The sequence below is a fragment of the Hymenobacter crusticola genome, from assembly GCF_002154225.1.
In the GTDB taxonomy this organism is placed as follows: Bacteria; Bacteroidota; Bacteroidia; order Cytophagales; family Hymenobacteraceae; genus Hymenobacter; species Hymenobacter crusticola.
Map to the genome: position 1 here is coordinate 25278 of NZ_MTSE01000030.1, position 21156 is coordinate 46433.

Here is a 21156-nt window from a genome sequence, read left to right on the forward strand (position 1 = left end):
CTCTATAGTAGGATCTTTATTGATCCTACTGTGCAACAAACAGCCTGTTTTGCCCACCTTTGTAAAACTTGTGTGGGCAGAACAGGCTGTTTGATATTGCTAGCTAGCATACAGGCAGACCTAATAATAGACAAGCGGCTCTTTGTTTTAAATGATCTCTTCTTGCGCTCTCCATCATAAAAGCCTCTATGTAGGGCTCTACACGCCTCGCGCTGCCCTATAGCCTACCACCCTAGCTGAACAAAGCGTTTTAGACCAACTGTGTTGCACACTCCAGAAGCTGGATGGCATCTCCAGCTTCTGGAGTGCATGCTTTCCTTAGCTAAAAACAACGCTTTGAATAACAAATAGTTATACCTTAAAACAGATCTGGCTTTGCCTTGGCAATAAGGCTGGCATGACCACATCTGCTATACTATACCCGGATCAGGAGCAGCTCACCCTTCTGCTGGCAAAACTAGGCTACCAACCGGCCTCCACCGATGACCAGCAGGCTCCTATGCAATTGCGAGGGCTGCGCAACCCCGACGGCAGCCTGCGCTGGGTTTGGTCGGCTACGTTACGCCAGCCGCTTTTCCTGGATTTCTACAACGCATCTTCGCTTAAAGCGCAACTCTTCTGCGCACTTATTCGCCTTCTTTTTGCCTGCGGGCTGCATCGTTGGTTTTTTCGCCCCCTGCCTGGGCGCTGGATGTGCACCGGGGTCGCCGAATGGCTACCTACCGATTTTGCCTTATTTACGGGTACGCCGGGTCCTTACCGTAAGGCTGTAGGCTGCTACCTCGACGAATCCGGACAGCGTGTCTTCGCCAAGCTTCCGCTAACTCCCGCCGCCGCGGCGAAAGTACAGACTGAGGCGAAGATGCTGCTGCAATTGGCCACTCGGCCAAGTATTTCCTTCCGCGTGCCCACGGTGGTTGCCGCTGAGCCTACGGTGCTCCTTCAGCGTGGCGTACAGCCTGCCCGGCGGGCTAGCCGTTCGGGGCATTTTCAGCCGCAGCATCTTGCCTACCTGCGCGAACAGCTACGCGCTACGAGCGTAGAACGTTCGTTGGCAATAACTGCCTTCTGGCAAGCCGTACAGCAACAAGTAGAAATGCTGCACAGCCTTGCCGATACTAGAATTCCTTACGGCATTCGTACCAAGTTGCAGCGCCTGCTCGAACAGGTGCAGCCGGAGCAAACTATTACCCTAGCTTTTGCGCACGGCGACTTCACCCCGTGGAACTGCTGGCTCGCCCCCGACCACCTTGCCTTGTACGACCTAGAGTTTGCTTTGCCAGAAGCGCCGCTGCTCTACGACTTATTTCACTTTCACGTGCAGCAAGGCATACTGGTTAGCCGGCAGTCGGCGGCTGAACTCCGGAAGCAGCTGTGGCAACAGGCGCGTACACACTTCGCTTCCATTTCGGAGCAGCAGTTACAGCTAGCCTTGCGCCTTTACCTATTGCATCAGATTTCGCACTTTCTTCTTGTGTATCATGCGCAACAAGAGTGGCATACGCAGGTACAATGGCTGCTGACAGGCTGGAACGAGTTGTTGACGCTAGAGCTAGCCACATATGTGGAGCACCGCCAACTCTGCCTCTACGACCTGCTCGACACCTTACAGGTACAAAGTGCTGGGGTAGTGCTTAAACAGCGCGCTGCCAATGCCTACTACCCTGCTCCTACTTCTGATGTTGATTTGCTGCTACCCCTGGCGCAGGCCAAACAGCTAGCAAACCGCTTACAAAGCTACCCGCTCGTGCGTTCAGCAGGTGTGCGCCAGCAGGCACACATGGTATCGGTCGACTGCCTCTTTCTAGACGGCTCCTTCCTTTCTGTCGATTTGCTGCACCAAATGCTGCGCAAAGCAGTGCAAATGCTTGACGAAACAGAAGTACTCGCGCATGCAGGTCAGGCTGCTTTCGGCGTACCAGTACCTGCCTTGCGCCACGACTTCGAATACACTTGGCTGTTTTATTGGTTGAACCAGAGCGACATGCCTACTGGTCATCTACAGCATTTCGAACGTTGTGCTCCCCAGGACCAACGCATGCTGCTGGATTATTTAGTAGATAAATACGATCTGCATTTTGAAAGCTTAGCTTCTGTCGCTCGCTATCAGCCTCTTATTGCGGAGCACTTGCACTATCTGGTGAGCACACAGCCCGGCAATAGCTATCTGCGGCGGCAATGGCGTACTGTGCGCTACGCATTAAGCACTGTAATATCCTTTTTCCGGCCCAAGGGATTTGTCATCACCTTCAGTGGGGTTGATGGAGCGGGTAAGTCTACCGTTATCGAGCATATCAAGGAAAGACTCGAAAAGAAATGGCGCAAGCGCGTGGTGGTTATCCGCCACCGGCCGTCAGTGTTACCCATTTTGAGTGTATGGAAGTACGGCCGCGCTGAAGCGGAGAAACGCGCTGTTCAGACGCTGCCTCGCCAGGGTGCCAATCAAAAGCTTAGCTCCTCGCTGCTGCGGTTTAGCTATTACTACCTCGACTATCTGTTGGGGCAAGTGGTAGTGTGGCTGAAGTACACTTGCCGGGGTCACGTGGTGCTCTACGACCGTTACTATTTCGACTTCATAAATGACAGCCGACGCAGCAACATCTGCCTGCCCGAGCGGCTCACCAGTGCCCTGTACACCTTTGTAAACAAGCCACGGCTGAACTTCTTCCTCTACGCCGCGCCCGAAGAAATCCTGCGCCGCAAGCAAGAGTTGTCAGGCGACACCATCCGGGAACTGACGCAAAAGTACCAAGCCTTATTCGGCCAGCTTTCCGGCCGCTACCGCCAGTCGCAGTACGTGCCCATCGAAAACAACAGTCTGGACGCGACGCTCACGCTGATCGGTCAGTACATCCAACAAGAAATCAAGTGAAACGCTTCATAGAACAATGGGTGCGGCGGCGCAACCCGCACTTCGCCATTCATCCGGCTGTGCCCCTAGGATGGCTCGTAGGCTTCGCAGCCGATACAACTGGCGCGCTGCTGCGTGGCAGCACACTCTGGCTGCGTGGCCGCAATCCACACGGCGCCATGCTCGGCCGAAATGTACGCTTCAACTACCTGAGCCGCATTCGTTTTGGACGCTGGCTCAAAACCGGCGACCAGGTCCGGTTTAGCGGCCTCTCCACGGGGGACCTCACACTCGGTGATAACGTCAGTATTGGTGCTTATAGCCAAGTGATTGTTTCGACCTCCTTGCAGGAGCCGGGCGCTTACATCCGCCTCGGCCATCGCGTCGGCATTGGCGAGTTTGCCTACTTAGGTGGCGGCGGCGGCCTGCGCATCGACGACGACTGCATCATCGGGCAGTACTTCAGCTGCCACCCCGAAAACCACCTGCACGCTGATGTAGAGCAGCTTATCCGCCAGCAAGGCGTAACGCGGCGTGGCATCCATATCGGTCCTAACTGCTGGATCGGCAGCAAGGTAACCGTGCTCGATGGCGTGACTATTAGCGAAGGATGTGTGGTAGCTGCTGGTGCCGTTGTTACGCGCTCAGTGCCTGCCCGCAGCATTGTGGCTGGGGTACCCGCCCGCGTTATCGGCACGCGCGAGCCGCAGGATATTGCTGTTTCTCACCTTTCTGCCCTAGCCTCATGAAAAAGGTACTGATTACGGCTTATGCTGTTAACCCTTACAAAGGCTCGGAAGATGGCATGGGCTGGAACTTCATTCTGCAAGCGGCGCGCACGCACCGCGTGATAGCCGTCACGCGTGAGAATAACCAGCCGCCCATCGACAAATACCTAGCTGAACATCCCGAACTGGCGACAGTGGCGGCCAACATCACCTTCCGATACTTCGATCTGCCCGCCTGGATGCGTTGGTGGAAAAAAGGTCCCCTGTTGTCGGTACTGTATTTCTACATGTGGCAATTGGGGCTAGGTCTACAGCTATGGCGCTGCCGCCCGGCCATAGACTTGGTGCACAACCTCAACTTCCACAACGACTGGACACCTTCCTTTTTGTGGTTACTGCGTCGCCCACTAGTATGGGGCCCAATTGGTCATCACCCGCCCATTCCGGCTAGTCACCTCCGCCAGTACGGAACAGCTGCCTATTGCAAAGACCGCCTGCTAGGCTTGATGAAGCACAGCTTTTGGTTGTTTGATCCCTTCCTGCGCGTAACGCGGCGTTCGGCCGACCGGGTATTGTGCATGAACTCTACCGTGGCGCCTCGCTTACGACTAAGCGCAAAAAGCTTCGAAATCGTGCCCTCTGTGGCTGTTGATCTGCCGGCTGAAGCTCCGCGCAGCACCGCTGGGCCGTTCACGGTAATGATAGCTGCTCGCATGGTGCCGCTGAAAGGCTTTGACATGGTGGTTCAGGCTTTCGCTCGCTTCCTCTACCGGCTTCCCCCCTCTCAACAGGTCAATACCCGACTGCTGCTCATTGGCAGCGGTCCTGAACAGGAGCGTCTACAACAACTAGTAGACTGGCATGGCCTAGCGCTGTATACCGAGCACCGCCCTTGGCTCGACCGCACCGAGCTGCTGCAGCTCTACCGCGAGGCCTCTGTGTTCTTCTTTCCTTCGCACGAAGGCGCCGGTATGGTGGTGGCCGAAGCCATGAGCTATGGCGTGCCAGTACTGTGCTATCAGAACGAAGGTCCTGGTGAGCTGGTACCGCCTACGTCGAGCCTCAAGGTGCCTTATGCCTCATTCGAGCAAAACATCAATGACTTCGCGGTCCAATTGCAACGGCTGTATACCGATCCTAGGCTGCTGGCGACGGAATCAGTACTAAGTCGCCAACACGTAGCCACGCATCACACCTGGACCCGCCGCGGCCAGCAGCTAGAACTCATTTATCAACACGTACTACTCCAATGAAACGCGTGCTTGCTGTTCACTTGCTCAACGACCGTAGCGGCAGTCCATTAGTGCTACGCAATGCGTTGGAAGCTCTGGTGGCCGATGGCTACCATGTAGACTTGCTCACGGGTACTCCATCGGGCCAATCGGGTTTTCTTAGCCATTTGCCGGGCGTTACGACGCATGCCTTGCCTTACCGCTGGACGTCCAACCGTTGGCGCACCCTACTGAATTTTGCCTGGGTGCAGGTACTGCTTTTCGTAAAGGTGCTGCGACTGGCCACACCCGCAACCGTCGTCTACGTCAATTCTCTGTTGCCTTGCGGTGCAGCCCTAGCCGCTAGGTGCCTCGGGGCGCGTGTGGTATATCACTTGCACGAAGTATCTATCCGGCCGGCTTTGCTGAAGCGAATGCTGTGCGCTGTCGTCAACCTCACCGCTACTCGGGCAGTGTTTGTTTCGCACTACGTGAAAGAAACTCTGCAACTACGCGTAGCGCAGCAGCAGGTAATCTACAATGCGCTGCCGGCTTCTTTCGTCGCTACTGCCCAACGGCAGCTTGCGCCTACTGCCCAAGCCTTTGTGGTGCTCATGGCCTGCTCCCTCAAAGACTATAAGGGCGTGCCAGAGTTTGTGCAGCTAACCCGCTCGATGCCGGAGTTGCAGTTTGAGCTGGTGCTGAATGCCCCAGCTACCCAGGTTGAGCAGTTCTGTTCCGAGCAAGCTGTACCTGCCAACCTAGATGTGTTCGCCTCCACCACCGACATGCATCCGTTCTATCAGCGCGCGGCAGTGGTCGTTAATCTGTCGCGCCCCTCCGAATGGGTGGAAACCTTCGGCATGACTATTCTGGAAGCCATGCAGTATGGCAAGCCCGTGATTGTGCCGCCGGTGGGCGGCGTGAGCGAGGTAAACCAAGCTGAGCAGACCGGCTTCGCCATCGATGGCCGCGACTTGCCAGCCCTGCAAAAAGCCTTAGAGCTACTGCATAGCCCCTCTCTCTACACCCGCATGGCTGACGCCTGCCGCCGCCGCGCAGCCGAGTTTGCCCCTAGGTGCTTCACGGAACAAGTGCAACACTGTTTCCGCACCGAATTCGCTTTTACCCATTGCGCTGCCCTCACGCAGCAACCTGTGGCAGCTACTCACGCTGCCCGAGCCTAGCTAGGGAGACATCTTCCCGTTTTGTTTTATTCTTAATCGACTTCTATCCTCTTCTGTATCCATGAATCCGAAGAAAGTAGCTATTATCGGCACAGTAGGCCTGCCGGCCTGTTATGGTGGCTTCGAAACGCTGGTAGCTTTCCTGGTGAAGCACTTGCACCAGGAGCAACAGCTTACCGTGTATTGTAGCGGTAAAAAATACCCCAAAGAAAAGCGCCAATGGGAGTACGAAGGTGCCCGTCTGGTATACCTGCCTTTTGATGCAAACGGGGCGCAAAGCGTTATCTATGACTGCCTATCTATCCTGCACGCCCTGTTTTATGCTGATGTCTTGCTGATTCTTGGTGTACCAGGCGGCATTCTGCTTCCCTTTGTGAAGCTGTTCACCCGCAAGAAAATTATTATTTCTATTGACGGCTTAGAGTGGCGACGCGACAAGTGGAGCCGCTTGGCCAAGTGGTATTTGCGTTGGGCAGAGAACCTAGCCGTGAAGTACTCCCACGCCGACATCTCCGACAACGATGCTATTCAAAACTACACGGCCCGCACGTACAGCACGCGCAGCCGCGTTATCGAGTACGGCGGCGACCATGCCGTGTATCAGCCTATTACCGAGGCATATAAGCAGAAGTACTCCTTTCTGGCCCGTCCCTACGCCTTCAAGGTTTGCCGTATTGAGCCTGAGAACAACGTACAGATGATTTTGGAAGCCTTTGCCGAGCTACCTAGCTATCCGTTGGTGTTTGTCGGTAACTGGAACAACAGCGAATTCGGCCGGCAGCTCAAAACACAATACAGCACGCACCCAAACTTGCACCTACTCGACCCTATTTACAACCAGCAGGAGCTTGATGTGCTGCGCGGCAACTGCTTTGTCTACGTGCACGGCCACAGCGCCGGCGGCACCAACCCGTCGTTGGTGGAGGCCATGTCGCTGGGATTGCCCGTACTGGCGTTCAATGTATCGTTCAATAAAGCTACCACGGAACATAAGGCGTTGTTCTTTGGGTCGAAGGAAGAGTTGAAAGAGCAGATTAAGAATACCAGCATCACAACTTGGCAGCACCTCGGTCAAGAAATGGGAGCCATTGCCAAGCGGCGCTACACCTGGAAAGTTATTGCGCGCAAGTACAATTACTTGTTCAACAAGGTGAGTGCAACAGAGCCCAAAGGCGTACTGCACCCGCAGCTGAGTCAGTTGAACCAGCAAGAGCTCATTCAGCATCAGCTGGGACATTACCACGCGCTTACCCCGGTGTACGAGGAAGAATTATAGTGCAATCAATCCTTGGTTAAATAATCAGTTATAGCCTGAATACCGTGGCTACCTGCTTCGCTATGCCCTGACGGGTTGGGGACAGCTGCTTCTGTTATTCTCGCATAACCCATCAAGTATGATATTTTCTACTCTATACTCTTTATACAGGGTTGCCACTCGTAGTCGCCGTTGGCTACTCACGCTGGCCCTGCTAGGTGGCACGAGCCCGCTGGTACATGCCGCCGACTACTACTGGGTGGGCGGTACCGGCCGCTGGAGCGACCTCAACCACTGGGCCACCAGTAGCGGCGGCACCATTCATCCGTCGCAGGTGCCACAGAACACAGATAACGTGCGCTTTGATGCCAACTCGTTCACCGCTAGTACCCAAACCGTCACGATTCCGACTACTGTTACGTGCTTGGACATGGACTGGACCGGTGCAGTGCACCCATCTCCCAGCGGCACTCTCATCAACGGCATGCGGCTAATTGGTGGCGGTACGGTAGAAGTCAACGGCAACCTTCGACTGATGGCTGGCCTGGGCCAACAAGATGCTAGCTTCCGAATGCTCGCCAGCAACAGTGGACACGAACTTGATTTGCAGAATGTGCCCATTAACGGCCGCCTTAGCTTTGATAATGAGGCGGGTGGCTGGGTTTTCGTCAGCAATGCCAACCTCGTGCAGTACGGCGCTACTCCGGGGCTCATCATTACGGCAGGAAGTATCGACTTCGGCGACGTGACAATCTCGTGCTATGGCTTCCGTAGCACGGGGGCGCGCCCGCGCAGCCTTGACCTGAACGCCAGTACCATTAACTTGCTAGGTCCCGTAAACAGTTGGGAAGTAGCCGGCTCTAACCTTATCTTGGACGCGGGCACCAGCACCCTGCGGTTGGGAAGCACCGCGCGCAGCACTGCCAACGGTTACTCCTTTGCTAGCACCGCGCAAATCTACAATGTAGTGGAGGTAGCAGCTGGCGCCAACGCTACCCTGAACGTAGCAGGATCTACTTTCAAAACACTAACTGTCAACGGTAACGCCACGCTTACTACTGCCGCAGCCATCACGAGTTCCTTAGTTCTAGGGCGTGAGGCGGTGCTGCGGGCGGCGAGCAATCAGGTGCTGGCGTTTAGCTCAAGAGCTACACTGACTACCAGCGGTGATTGCGCGGGTTTAGCCCAGTTGCAAGCTAACATTCCGGGGCGGGCTGCTACCCTCCAACGGGCCGGCGGCTGGGGCAGCACCTCGTTGCGCTACGCGGCCGTGCAGGATATTACCTTCACTGGCGGCGGCAGCCTACCAGCTACCAACTGCCTGGACCGGGGCAACAACCAAGGGGCAACGTTCACCAGCCTTCCCATTGCAGACCTGTACTGGGTGGGTGGCGCCGGTACCTGGCACGACCCTAGCCACTGGGCCACGACAAGCGGAGGCAGTGCTGCTGGCAATACTTGCTTGCCCACGCTGGCCACTAATGTGCACTTCGACGCCAACTCGTTTTCGGCCCCTGGTCAAATGGTAGTTCTCGACGGGGCTAATGCCTTCTGCCGCGACCTAGATTGGACCGGGGCCAATGCGCCGGTGTTTCGCACTGCCGCTGCTGATGTGGCCCAGAAACAACTCGGCATTGGTGGCTCGCTGAATTTTACTAGCTCTATGACCCTTAACCTAGGTACTACGGACGTGGTATTCTACGGGCACGAGGCTGATCAGCCCGCTTCCTCGGTCACGACGGCTGGCCGCGTGCTCACCGGCAACGTATATTTCCGGGCGCCGGGCAGCACCTATTCTTTGCTTGATGCTCTAACCTTAGCACCGGGCGCTAACTCCCCTAACGGCCGCTTATACGTGGAAGCGGGTACTTTTAATACTAATAGCCAAGCTATTACAGCCCAAGGCTTTACTAGTGGCTACGCGGCTAGCTCCTCCATCTTCACGACGGGCTCTGGCAGTGGTGGCCCCGTGAGTGCCGCCGTCACTACCGTTACCCTTGGTAGCAGCACAATTACCCTGACTCCGGCTTCCGCGACCAGCGACGTGGGTTCGCGCACCACTTATACTTGGGACGTAGCTCCGGGCGTGGTACTGAATGCCATCAGCAGCAGCATCCGTATCAGTAGCAACAGTACGCGCAACCAGCCGGCTTACTTCCGTGCCGGCCTAGGTATGCAGTATAATGTTGTGACCTTCACTGACGCGGCGGCCCTATCGCTACCCACGCTGGTGTCGGGCGGCGGAGCGGTGGCTACGTTTGCCCAGCTTAGTTTTGCCGGGTCAGCCAACATCAACGCCAGCAACAACTTCACGCAACAGCTCATCCTTACAGCGGGTAGTTCTTACACATTCAATAACACAACGCAGAGTTTTGCGGCCGATGCGCAACTGAACGCCATTGGCGGCTGCCCAGGCTACGTAGGCATCAACGGCACGAGCAGCACGGCTAGGGCTACATTCAGCAAACCGGCTGGTGGCTTACAAGCTAATCTGCCGCTTCAGTACGCTGCGCTACGCAACGTCGCTTTTACAGGGGGTGCTGGATGGGAGGCTACCCGTAGCCTCGACAATGGTGGTACTTCGGGTATTGTGTATACCCAGCGGCCCGTACCGCGCACCTTGTACTGGGTAGGTGGCACGGGCCGTTGGAGCGAGCAAGCGCACTGGGCTCTGAGCAGTGGCGGCACAGGCGGCAACTGCATTCCCAACCAACTCGACGAGGTAATCTTCGATGCGCAATCTTTCTCCTCAACGGGCCAGATCGTGACGCAGGACGTAACACTGGCCGTCTGTGCTAGCCTGAGTTGGGCTACTGTAACCAATACGCCTACTTTCAGCGGCATTGCCACCAACAAGCTGAGCGTGTATGGCTCCCTGACTTGGAGCCCGGCTATGAACCAGCTGCTATTAGGGGAAACCCAGCTGCTAAGTGCGGGCAACCTCACTAGTGCTGGCCAGCCTTTTGGCGGTGCATTAACCATTGATGCACCTGATGCTACTGTGATGCTAACAGATGCGCTGCTGCAGACTCGCAACGGAGGTAGTGGTCTGACTCTCAGCGCTGGTACTTTGCTCACCAATAATCAAAGCGTGCAAGTGCGGAGCTTCACGAGCGCGCCAGGAGCCGCCAACCTAGCTCGCGCATTGCGCCTAGGTACCTCCCAGGTAGAGATTACCTCAGGAGCCTGGGCCATCAGCCAGCCGGCTTCGCTCTCCTTCGACGCAGGCACCTCTACTATTCTGCTCAGCACCGGCACTGCTTTCAACGGCAGTGGCTTTACGTATAACAAAGTACAAACCGGCTCGAACGTAGTCCACACCCTAGGTGGCAGTAGCACCATCGCAACCCTACTGCTGGCCGGCGATAACACGGTAACGGGGAACAATACTATTACCGAGCAACTGTACCTGGAGCCAGGCTCTACGTTTTTGTTCGGTGCGGGTACCACTACCTCGTTTACCGCCGCCGCCAGCGTGCAAGCCGTTGGTACCGGCGCCAATGTTATTACCCTGCAAAGCACCGACAGCGGCGACCCGTTTATCTGGACTAAGCCAGCCAGCGCCGGCACAACGGGTACCGTGTGTGCCAGCTATATCTACCTGCGCGACAGCCAAGCCCAAGGTGGAGCCTATTTCGAGGCGGGCCAGCAAGCCAACAACCAAGGCAATACCTCAGGCTGGAGCTTTGCGTCGCTTCCTCAGGTCGCTTATCGCAGTCAGCAGGTATGTCCGCAGGCCGGGCCACACCCCTTGCGCCTTGCCTTCACAGGCCTTGATCGGTTCACCCAAACGTCAACGGCTTTGGCAGTAGCTCAATTTCCGCTGAAAGTGCTGCTCAAGAACATAACGACTGGTACTGTAGAGACGCTGACAGTTCCGAATGCTAACTACGACTACATCGTGCCTAGCAGCACCTCTACCAACGAGTATCGTGTGTTGCAAGTAGCCACTAACGACGCTAGCTGCGGTCCGTTGGTCAATGCTGGGCCCTTTCCCGTTGTTACGGACGCTCCGCTTAGCGGTACGGTAGGTCAGTGGACGGGCATTGGCGCCACGCCCAACTGGCTGGATTGTCAGAACTGGGCTAGTGGCACTGTTCCGACGGCTACTACTGACGTGACCGTTGGACCGAGCAGCGTTGCGCCTGTTCTCAATGGCCCTAGTGCTACCGTAGGCACCCTGCGCGTACTACTGGGCGGGCAACTGGTGCTCGGCAACAACGCTGAGCTCACCGTTGCCGGTGACTGGCTCAACAGTGGCACAGCCACGCTGGCCTCACAGAGCCAAGTGACATTCGCTGGCAGCAGTTCTCAAACCATTGCCGGCGGTTCATTCGGCCGGGTGGTGGTAAACAACCCGGCTGGCCTCGTGCTGCAAGCTGATGCTAGCTCTGCTACCAGCCTCACGCTCACAGCAGGCGTCATCAATACGGGTAGCTCTAAGTGGCTGCATACAAACCCGCTTGGTAGCAGCCTAAGCGGTGGCAGCCCAACTAGTTATGTGGCCGGCACCTTGCGCCGCCACTTAACCAGCGGTACTACCGATATCTATACCTTCCCAGTGGGTAATACCAGTCAATACGCGCGCCTCGACCTGCTCAGTACTCAACTCGGCGGCACCAGCTACTTAGAGGCCCGTTTTGGCCCCAAATCAGATCCTGACGCTGGTTTGAGCTGCGACGACACGACTCCGATGGTGCACTATACAGCCATACATCCGGCTGGTATCTGGACGCTTACCCCCAGCACGCAGCCAACCAGCGGCAGCTACGCTGTGCGCGCCTACCTCGCCCCATTCACGAACTTAGTTAATAACCAGTTTGGCCTCGTGAAGCGCCCCGATAACAGCACCAGCGCCGCCGATTGGACTACCGGTGGCGGCTTGATCAGCCCCGACGACGGCGAGGGGCGCCTCGTGACCGATGGCTATGCGTTGCGCAGCGGCTTGCGCAGCTTCAGCCAATTCGGCTTAGCTGTCACCCAACTCCCGAAAGTACTGCCTGTCACCTTGGTAAGTTTCAAAGCAACTATTCGCGGTAACACTGCACTATTGACTTGGACTACTGCTCAGGAGCTAGCTATTACCAAGTATGAGGTTGAACGCAGCACGGATGGCCGTACATTCCAGCGAATAGGTGAAACTCTACCTAAAGCAGGTTCGCATAACCAGTACACGTACGTAGATGAGGAAGCGGCCCAGCTTGGACAAGAGCATCAGGTGCTCTATTACCGGTTGCATGTTGTGGAGCCAGGCGCTACTACTTATAGCCCAGTAGCTTCGCTGCGGTTTACTGATCGAACGAAGGAACTAGCTGTGTGGCCGTCTATATTCACAACAGAGCTACACATTGATGGTACAAACTTGCGCGAAGATTTACTCCACTTAGAGCTGCTCAACACGCGCGGTCAGGTGGTGTATAGTCAAGCGCTACCAACCCATACTACTTCAACGGTACTATCTGGCTTGAATTTGCCGGCGGGTTTGTACTTGGTGCGTATTACTACTAAGAGCACACTACATCAACAGCGAGTTGTATACGAGCATAACAGATAAATAATCTAACAGGTATAGATAGATCCTCTTTTTAATATGCTTCTTGTTTGATCTCTCACACAAAAGATCAAACAAGAAGCATGTTGATTTTTGTTGAGAAATGGCTTGTAACTCAGATATAGTTAATTGTATGTAGATAACTGGCTAGTTACTAGAATCAAGAATTAATTATCCATGCTAAAACTTGAATAATAATTTCAAATTGGGAATAATTCATTTCAAATTAGGAATAATAGCAAATTATAATTCTGCTAGACAAACAATAGTTTCAAAATGGGAATGCTTTTTCTTTAAATTATATCTCATATAAATTTAGGCGAATAAGCTTATGACATGGACTGGTTTTTGACCTATTCAGCATCGCTTTGTCGATAAATTATTTTGTAAATATTTAAAAATCAGGACATGACTTGTTTATGCCCTGATTTTTTATATAAATAATCTTCTGTAACCGAACTCTACTGATACTTTTTAGTAAAGCCTGGTATATACTCCAACACTTTCAAAAAAATTGAGTCAATCTTTTAGCATTCATGATCAATTTTTATCGACTAAAATAACAAAAACAAGGATTGAATCAATTTTAAATTGTATTTAACTATCCCGCCTGTCAATCAAACAGTGAGATTACAGTACCGTCTTACGTTACTAAATCACTGATCTTCATTACATAATTCCTCCCCGATCATATGAAGGTCGAGACCAGTACCTCTTTCAGCATTTGTATTATTGAAGACGACCCCTGGTATGGCCAACTTCTACAATACCAATTGTCACTCAATCCCGATTATCGGGTTTCTTTATTCGCTTCAGGCAGGGAATTCTTCGATACGGTACAGGAACAGCCAGATGTAGTGACCATCGACTTCGCCCTACCTGATATTAGCGGTGATAAATTGCTGCAAAGGCTTCAAGAGCGCTTTCCGCAGTTACCCGTCATCGTCATCAGTGCGCAAAATAAGATTACTACTGCCGTAGAGCTTTTGAAACTAGGAGCAACGGACTACCTTATAAAAGACGAGTATACTAAGGAACTGCTGTGGAATGCTATTCTGAAAATTAAAGAAAATTCCAGCCTCAAGCGGCAGGTGAAGCAACTAGAGCGGCAATTACAGGAGAAGTATAATTTCAGCAACCTGCTCAAGGGTAACAGCCCCGCTATCAGAGCCACATTCGCGCTAATGGAGCGCGCCTCCCAAACGCCAGTGAATGTCTCTATTACCGGTGAGACGGGCACGGGTAAAGAATTGGTAGCGAAGGCTATCCACATGAATTCAGAACGTCAGAAAGAACCGTTTGTAGCGGTAAACATGGCGGCCATCCCCAGCGAACTAGTGGAGAGCGAACTATTCGGTCACGAGAAGGGTGCTTTTACTGGTGCAATTGGGCGTAAGATCGGCAAGTTTGAAGAAGCGAACGGGGGTACATTGTTTTTGGACGAAATCGGAGAATTACCTGCCGGTTTACAAGCCAAACTACTGCGCGTATTGCAGGAGCGCGAACTGCAGCGTGTAGGCGGCAATCAGAAGATCAAGCTCAACGTGCGCCTGATTACAGCTACGCACAAAAACCTAGCAACAGAGGTGCAGCAGGGTAATTTGCGCGAAGATTTGTACTATCGTCTTATTGGCTTGCCTATTGCGCTGCCTCCCTTACGTGAGCGCAGCCACGATATTGTCTTTCTAGCCAAACACTTCCTAGATGAGTTTTGCCGGGAGTACCAGAAACCCAATCTGAAGATCTCTCCAGCGGCTCAGCAGAAACTACTGACTTATAATTACCCTGGCAACGTGCGCGAATTGAAAACAGCTATAGAGTTGGCAGCTGTACTCAGCAATGACGGGGAGATTCAACCTGGAGATATTTTATTTACGCCACCTGCCGCGCCAAAAAGCTTTTTAGCAGAGGAGAGGACTCTACGTGAATATACTTATGTTATCATCCGCCACCATCTGGATAAATACAGTAACAACGTTCCGCTGGTGGCACAAAAGCTAGACGTTGGTCGGTCCACTATCTATAAGATGATTCAGGAGGGACAGCTGTAATGGATAACAACTACAACGCCGTAGCTACGCTTTCCATCGAGAATGCACGTCTGCAGCAAATCCTAGTACAGCAAGAAGCCGAAATTCGCGCGCTCAAAACTCAACTACAACTTCAGTCTGTCGCTGGCACGCCTACTCCGCTAGCTATCTTAGGAAATTTCGACCCTTTCCTATATTTAGTAGAGGAGGCGTTTACTGCAGTGCTGCTCAGTGACCCGGATGGCTGCATCACTTGGATTAATCAAGGCTTCAGTAAGCTCTGCGGCTATGAGTTACATGAAGTAGTAGGTGTATCCGGTAAAGAATTGCTACGCAAGTCATTGCAGGGAACCGAGGTGGAAAAGCATATCGATAAGTGCTTAGCTAACAAGCTGCCTTTTGAGTACGAGGTACCGGCGCCTTGCGGGCACTCGTCACGTTGGATTCGGGTTAAGGCACAACCCATTTTCGACAGCAACCAGCAGCTTACTCTATACGCGGGTTTGCTCGAAGATATTACGGATCGGAAGACGGCTCAACTGCAGCTAGTGGAAAATGAGCACCGCTATCGCAAGCTCATCGAAAACGCACCAGTAGTACTCCACGAGTGGCGTAAAAATGTTGATGGAACCTACGAATGGACTTACACTAGTCCGAATCTGCGAGAGATTTTTGCGCTTGAATCCTCTGATGTAAGTCAATTAGTTCGCTATATCCATCCCCATGACAAAGCGCGGTGGTTTCAGACAATCGATGAATCGGAGAGGCTGCGTAAACCCTGGCGTTTTGAAGGGCGACTAGAAGTACCTGGCCAACCGCTTCGATGGTGGCGTAGCAGTGCTATCATTGCCAGTGAAGACGAGCGCGGATTGCTATTCCTAGGTATTCTAGAAGACATTACGACTTCTATGCTGGCCCAAGAGGCGATGCGGGAGAGCGAGCAACGCTGGCATGCGGCTATGGAAGGTGTCGGTAACGATACATGGGAGTATGATGTACAGACTCAGAAAGTTTTACTCTCACCGAAGTCTCGCCAGTTCTTTGGCTGCCCCGCTGCTACTTTAGAAGAATCGCGCTATCTAGACTTAACTCAAAGCAGGATTCATCCCGATGACAAAGTGCTTGTGCAACATACAGCCGAAGCTTATTTACGCGCGGAATTACCGTTGTATGATGTCACTTTTCGCTTATTAGGCGAAAATAGTGAGATTAATTGGGTGTCAGCACGAGGAATGATTACTAAGCGCGACGAGCAAGGTAAGCCGCTCTTCATTACGGGTACCTATACTGACGTAACCGAAATCACCTGTGCGAAGCTAGCACAAGAAGCGGCTATGCTACGGTTGTCAAGTACCATTGATAGTATGCATCGAGCCATACTCTTAGAGGACGAAAACCGTAAGGTAGTACTGGTAAATGAAGCTTTCTGCAGGCTATTGGAGCCTGACAAAAAACCTAGTCAGCTTATAAATGTAGATTGCAACAGTTTGTTTGACTGTGTGAAGCAACAATTTAGCGACGAAGATGGGTTTGTGCGCAGCGTCAACGACACAGTGCTCCACCGAAAAACTATACGGGCAGAAAGCGTTACTCTAAAGGACGGCCGTATTCTAGAGAGGAACTCGTTTCCTATCTACGCCAAAGGCCGCTACATCGGGCAGCTGTGGAAATACGAAGACATCACAAAGCGCAAGGCTGATGAATTGGCCTTGAAACGACGGGAGGAAAAGTACCGTGGTATCTTAAAAAACATGAACCTAGGTCTGCTTGAAGCTGACTCTAATGGCAAAATCATCTTTGTTAATGATAGCTACTGTGATATCACGCGCTACTCGAAAGAAGAACTGATGCATAGCTATCCTGAACAGTTCTTGATTAGTGAAGCTAGTCGGGAGCTAATTAGGCAGAAGCGAAAATTGCGCACACAAGGCATTCAAGACACCTACGAAATTCCGATCAAAACGAAGGACAATGAACTCAAGTGGCTGCTAGTGAGTGCCGCACCACTCTATGATGATGATCGACAAATAATAGGTTCTATTGGGGTACACCTAGATATTACGCACCAGAAACAGCTGGAGATCAAGCTACGTGAGGCGAAGAAACAGGCGGAAGAGTCGGCTCGGGCCAAAGAAATGTTCTTGGCCAACATGAGCCACGAAATCCGCACGCCGATGAACGCCATTCTAGGCATGAGTCAGCTGCTCAGCAAAACTCCACTATCCGGCCAGCAGAATAATTATCTGCACGCTATTACATCTTCTGCTGAGAATCTGCTCGTCATCATTAACGATATTTTAGATCTGTCAAAGATTGATGCGGGCGAGATGACGATTGAAAAAATTGGCTTTAGCCTGCACAAAGTATGCGAGCAAGTAGAAAAAACACTACGTTACAAGGCCGAAGACAAAGGTCTGAGCTTGAAGGTTCAAGTCTCTCCTGACATCCCAGACGTATTGCGCGGCGATCCATACCGCATTACGCAGGTGCTACTAAACTTAGCGGGCAATTCCGTAAAGTTCACGGAAAAAGGAGAAGTTAATGTGTACTGCGAGTTGGCAGGGACCATCGGGCACGAAACAATCATTGGTTTTACTGTTAGTGATACCGGTATCGGTATCGATCCGCAGTACTTACAGAACTTGGGCAGAAATTTTAGCCAAGAGGATTCATCCGTTTCGCGCAAGTTTGGTGGCACTGGACTAGGACTGAGTATTTCACGTAGTTTAGTGAACCTGATGGGGGGTGAGATTCACATTGAAAGTGAGAAGAATTGCGGTACAACTAGCTCTTTTTCGCTGCTCTTACCTATCGGCGCGGTTACTGATCTGCCGCGCAAAGGATTTTCTGGTAGTTCCATGTTTATCCTAGAGGGCGTGAGAGGCAAACGTGTACTGCTGGTAGAAGACAACGAATACAACCGCCTGCTCGCCAAATCCTTTCTAAACCAAGCTCACATTGAGGTAGCGGAAGCCGAAAATGGCCTCGTGGCTGTAGAACTAGCACGTCAGCAACAGTTTGACTTAATTCTGATGGACGTGCAGATGCCTGTTATGAACGGCTATGAGGCCACAGCTAAATTGCGAGAAGAGCTCAAGCTGCAAACCCCCATCATTGCCTTGACTGCGAATGCTATTCGGGGCGACAACCAGAAATGTTTGGAAGCAGGTATGAATGATTACCTCTCGAAACCCTTCCACGAAGACGAGCTGCTCAAGATTATACACGAGTGGCTACTATGCGCTCCTAAACAGCAAGCAGGCAAACTTTATCGGCTTGATATTCTCAAGGAAGCGGCGCACAATGATTCTAAGTTCATCACTTTCATGCTTCGCACGTTCTTGAAAAGTAACGAAGACGTGCTCAGCAGTCTTAACACCGGTTTGCGAACTGGCAATGTGGAAGTTCTAAAAGCAGCGGCCCACAAAATCAAGCCTAGCTTACGCCACTTGCAGATCCATCAAGTATTGGTGCTGGTCGAACAGTTGGAAAGCTGGGACACTCCTTTTGATAAGCCAATCTTAACGGAGATGGTAGAATCAATTCACAAGCTACTGCGTCAAGTAATGGCACAAATAGTAGAGGATCTCGATACCATCCAACCGGAGCCAACGACTACGACATAAGCGCAAGTTACCATCTCACTAAACAAGCCTGCCTGACTTCATACTAATCAGCGGGAAGTCAGGCAGGCTTGTTTAGTACAGCAGTTCCAATAATCGTGTTGATCTATCAACACATATGCAATCTATTTTCTGGACTATTACTCTATAAACAAGATAATTACGGCATATATAATTCGTGCAAGTAATTGACAATTAGATCACTAATAGAATTGTCGGTTTTGGTACATTCATAGCTTAAAGATATATTCAGCGGCGCATTTCTGGCTGCTCTTATCACTACTTTTCGTAAGTACAAAGCACCAACTCTAGGCCAGTTATGTGAAATATATATCATTTAACGAGTTCGTTCGACTTTTGCCAAATGAAGATGTGGACGCGCTAATGATTAAACTAACATTCTGTTTTATAACAACTTAACACTATTTTTTACTATCCGTAATTTCGATACTTCGCATGACTTTTTCGTTTCAGCAAGATAAGTCGACAGCCAGATAGTGGATGTGATATCAAACAGCTATGCCTTAACAATATGCTTAAATGAATAGTCAAGAACAGATTCCATTATAGCGATTCGGTAGGCGGTGTTGTTATCGTTAACGCCGCGAAAATAGCTAGAGACATAAGCAGCAACACCATACTTACAACCAACCACGGAGGGCAATGATGAAGCAGGTGACAATGCTCGTGCTAGCCAACTCATACAGCTTGAGCGGCATGATATTATTAGCCAACGACGAGGGTAACAATAAATAGCTTAATTGATCTGATCCTCACCGCTTAAGTTAGGGCATCTTGGCAGGTGTCACCTTTGTCTCTTCGCCCTTTCAACCGCCCAGACTAGTGCCAAAAGTAACTGATTCTAGCAACGGCTTGGACAGGTTTGAGGCTACCTCTGTCACCGGCTCAAGGCACTGTTGCGTACCAATGTTTTGATCGACCAGCTCTCGATGGCTAGTCCTTCTCTATGCAGCTGTCCATCACCGATGATGCATTCAAAGGCGTAGATAGTAAATATGACACCTTACTACGCTTAACTACTGCTGCGAAGCCGTCCAATAATTGCTTCGATGTAGAGTAGAGCACTGACGGAATACATTCCGTTCGAGTGACAAGCTTAATAGACGCCAGCACTAGCACTGCTCCTTGACAGCATAATGAGTAACTATTTTCTAATTATTTAGCCTTTAGTCCAGCTGACTGATATAACAATCCGCCACCTGGGCCACGTAAAAATCAATCTTATATGAGTGCACTTGGGCTTTCCTTAAACTTAGCCTTTATCTGGTCCTTTCTAGTCGCCTTGTTTGCTGTACCGTCTATTATCTACGTAGCCCACCAGAAGAACATGCTGGATGCTCCAAATGGACGAACGGTGCACACCTCCTTGACACCGCGTCTGGGTGGCGTAGCCATCTTTGCCGGATTCATGTCGGCTCTTACCATTTTCGCTGACCTACATAACGGATTGCAACAGCTGCTGGGTGGATGCATTGCCCTCTTCTTCGTTGGAGTCAAAGACGACCTAGTCACCATTTCACCAACCAAAAAATTCGCCGGCCAGCTCGTTGCAACAGGCATTGTCATGATTATGGGTCAGCCAGCCATTCGCATAACCAGCTTCCAAGGCATCCTAGGTATTTACGAGCTGCCCCTTGGAGTTAGCTATGCCTTTACCTTCTTCGTCATCGTTGGCATCACTAATGCTATCAACCTGATCGACGGTCTCGATGGATTAGCCGGCACCCTTGTCATCATCATTGTAAGCGCGTTCGGCTACTATTTCTATAAATACGGCGGACAGAGCTACGGCAATTATGTATATGTGTCTGTCTGTGTAGTAGGGGGGCTGCTGGGCTTTTTACGCTACAACTTTCACCGGGCTAGCATTTTTATGGGCGACACGGGGTCTTTGGTCTGCGGCTTTATTGTGTCGGTACTCACCATTCAATTTGTTGAGATGGGGCACATTGTAAGTCGTCCTTTAGCATCATCAGCGCCGGCCGTAGCAGCAGGTATTTTATTTGTGCCGCTTTTCGACACATCACGCGTTTTCCTGCTGCGCATGCTGGCTGGCCGATCTCCTTTCTCCCCCGACAAAAACCATATTCATCACCGCATCCTGGCCATGGGTTTTCGGCAGATCAGCACGGTACTGCTACTAGGGGGGCTTAATCTATTCGCCATCTTCTTCATTATCAACTTTGCTGCGCTAGGCAACACGCTTCTCCTTGGCGTAATGCTCGCTTTTGGCTTAGTACTCAGTGTGTGCATTGGTAGGTTTTCTGAGCACATCGTCGCTCAAGAGCCTGCTCGCAACTGGCTAGGAAAGGGGTTCGGGCAGGCGAGCAGTAAGAAATATCTTGTGCAGAAATAAGAAGCACTTATTCAAATAAGTGGGCATAAGTGGAAAGCTCATAAGCTTAGCATCATTGCACTATACAACAGAGGAAGGAGTCCGTTTATACTTTATGCTTATATAACTTATCGGCAATCAAGCTGTGAACAACGATGTTCAGTTTATTGTACTACTTCACTGAACAATCTACCTCCAAACGGCTCTCTATGAATGTTACTGTACATTTATTGTAGTTCTAGGGCAAAGCCATTTATTCACTCAAAGGAGGCAAATGCTTTTAGGACAAGACAACAAGACAGTTTTCCGTTCCTCCTCTAGAGCGCCCCCCGTAAAGGAGTCCGAGCAGGGCCGCGAAAGCGAC

General features: G+C 51.7%; 9 protein-coding genes. All 9 read left to right on the forward strand.

What is annotated here, in order from left to right; all coding sequences use genetic code 11:
• Positions 1-397 precede the first annotated feature (397 nt).
• The 9 genes from BXP70_RS25980 (at position 398) to BXP70_RS26020 (ending at position 20813) form a co-directional block, all read left to right on the forward strand.
• Positions 398-2872 carry a hypothetical protein gene (locus BXP70_RS25980; RefSeq protein ID WP_086597046.1) on the forward strand — a complete coding sequence of 825 codons (2475 nt, stop codon included), beginning with the start codon at positions 398-400 and terminating at the stop codon, positions 2870-2872.
• The gene (locus BXP70_RS25985) at positions 2869-3600 is read left to right on the forward strand and encodes an acyltransferase (protein WP_086597047.1); all 732 of its coding nucleotides are present in this window, start codon (positions 2869-2871) and stop codon (positions 3598-3600) included. Before BXP70_RS25980 ends, BXP70_RS25985 begins: the two co-directional genes overlap by 4 nt.
• Positions 3597-4832 carry a glycosyltransferase family 4 protein gene (locus BXP70_RS25990; protein WP_179197848.1) on the forward strand — a complete coding sequence of 412 codons (1236 nt, stop codon included), beginning with the start codon at positions 3597-3599 and terminating at the stop codon, positions 4830-4832. The genes BXP70_RS25985 and BXP70_RS25990 overlap by 4 nt, the downstream gene beginning before the upstream one ends.
• A complete protein-coding gene (locus BXP70_RS25995) occupies positions 4829-5977 on the forward strand; it encodes a glycosyltransferase family 4 protein (RefSeq protein WP_086597049.1) in 1149 nt (382 codons plus the stop codon). Before BXP70_RS25990 ends, BXP70_RS25995 begins: the two co-directional genes overlap by 4 nt.
• A gap of 61 nt (positions 5978-6038) precedes the next feature.
• Positions 6039-7253: a DUF1972 domain-containing protein gene (locus BXP70_RS26000; protein WP_086597050.1), complete on the forward strand. Its 1215-nt coding sequence runs from the start codon at positions 6039-6041 to the stop codon at positions 7251-7253.
• 118 nt (positions 7254-7371) lie between these two features.
• On the forward strand, positions 7372-12786 hold the full coding sequence (locus tag BXP70_RS26005) for a T9SS type A sorting domain-containing protein (RefSeq protein ID WP_086597051.1): 5415 nt from the start codon (positions 7372-7374) through the stop codon (positions 12784-12786).
• Positions 12787-13475: 689 nt separating this feature from the next.
• Positions 13476-14834, forward strand: coding sequence for a sigma-54-dependent transcriptional regulator (locus BXP70_RS26010; RefSeq protein WP_086597052.1), 1359 nt, complete (start codon positions 13476-13478; stop codon positions 14832-14834).
• Positions 14834-18439, forward strand: a complete 3606-nt coding sequence (locus tag BXP70_RS26015; protein WP_086597053.1) for a PAS domain-containing hybrid sensor histidine kinase/response regulator — start codon at positions 14834-14836, stop codon at positions 18437-18439. Before BXP70_RS26010 ends, BXP70_RS26015 begins: the two co-directional genes overlap by 1 nt.
• Positions 18440-19682: 1243 nt before the next feature.
• Entirely contained in the window at positions 19683-20813 is a 1131-nt protein-coding gene (locus BXP70_RS26020) for a glycosyltransferase family 4 protein (protein WP_245849755.1), read from the forward strand.
• Positions 20814-21156: the final 343 nt, after the last annotated feature.

Bases quoted from the DNA above. Each gene is read 5' to 3' on its own strand.
- BXP70_RS25980 (WP_086597046.1), top strand. From the start codon at position 398: ATGACCACATCTGCTATACTATACCCGGATCAGGAGCAGCTCACCCTT.
- BXP70_RS25990 (WP_179197848.1), top strand. From the start codon at position 3,597: ATGAAAAAGGTACTGATTACGGCTTATGCTGTTAACCCTTACAAAGGC.
- BXP70_RS25995 (WP_086597049.1), top strand. From the start codon at position 4,829: ATGAAACGCGTGCTTGCTGTTCACTTGCTCAACGACCGTAGCGGCAGT.
- BXP70_RS26000 (WP_086597050.1), top strand. From the start codon at position 6,039: ATGAATCCGAAGAAAGTAGCTATTATCGGCACAGTAGGCCTGCCGGCC.
- BXP70_RS26005 (WP_086597051.1), top strand. From the start codon at position 7,372: ATGATATTTTCTACTCTATACTCTTTATACAGGGTTGCCACTCGTAGT.
- BXP70_RS26010 (WP_086597052.1), top strand. From the start codon at position 13,476: ATGAAGGTCGAGACCAGTACCTCTTTCAGCATTTGTATTATTGAAGAC.
- BXP70_RS26015 (WP_086597053.1), top strand. From the start codon at position 14,834: ATGGATAACAACTACAACGCCGTAGCTACGCTTTCCATCGAGAATGCA.
- BXP70_RS26020 (WP_245849755.1), top strand. From the start codon at position 19,683: ATGAGTGCACTTGGGCTTTCCTTAAACTTAGCCTTTATCTGGTCCTTT.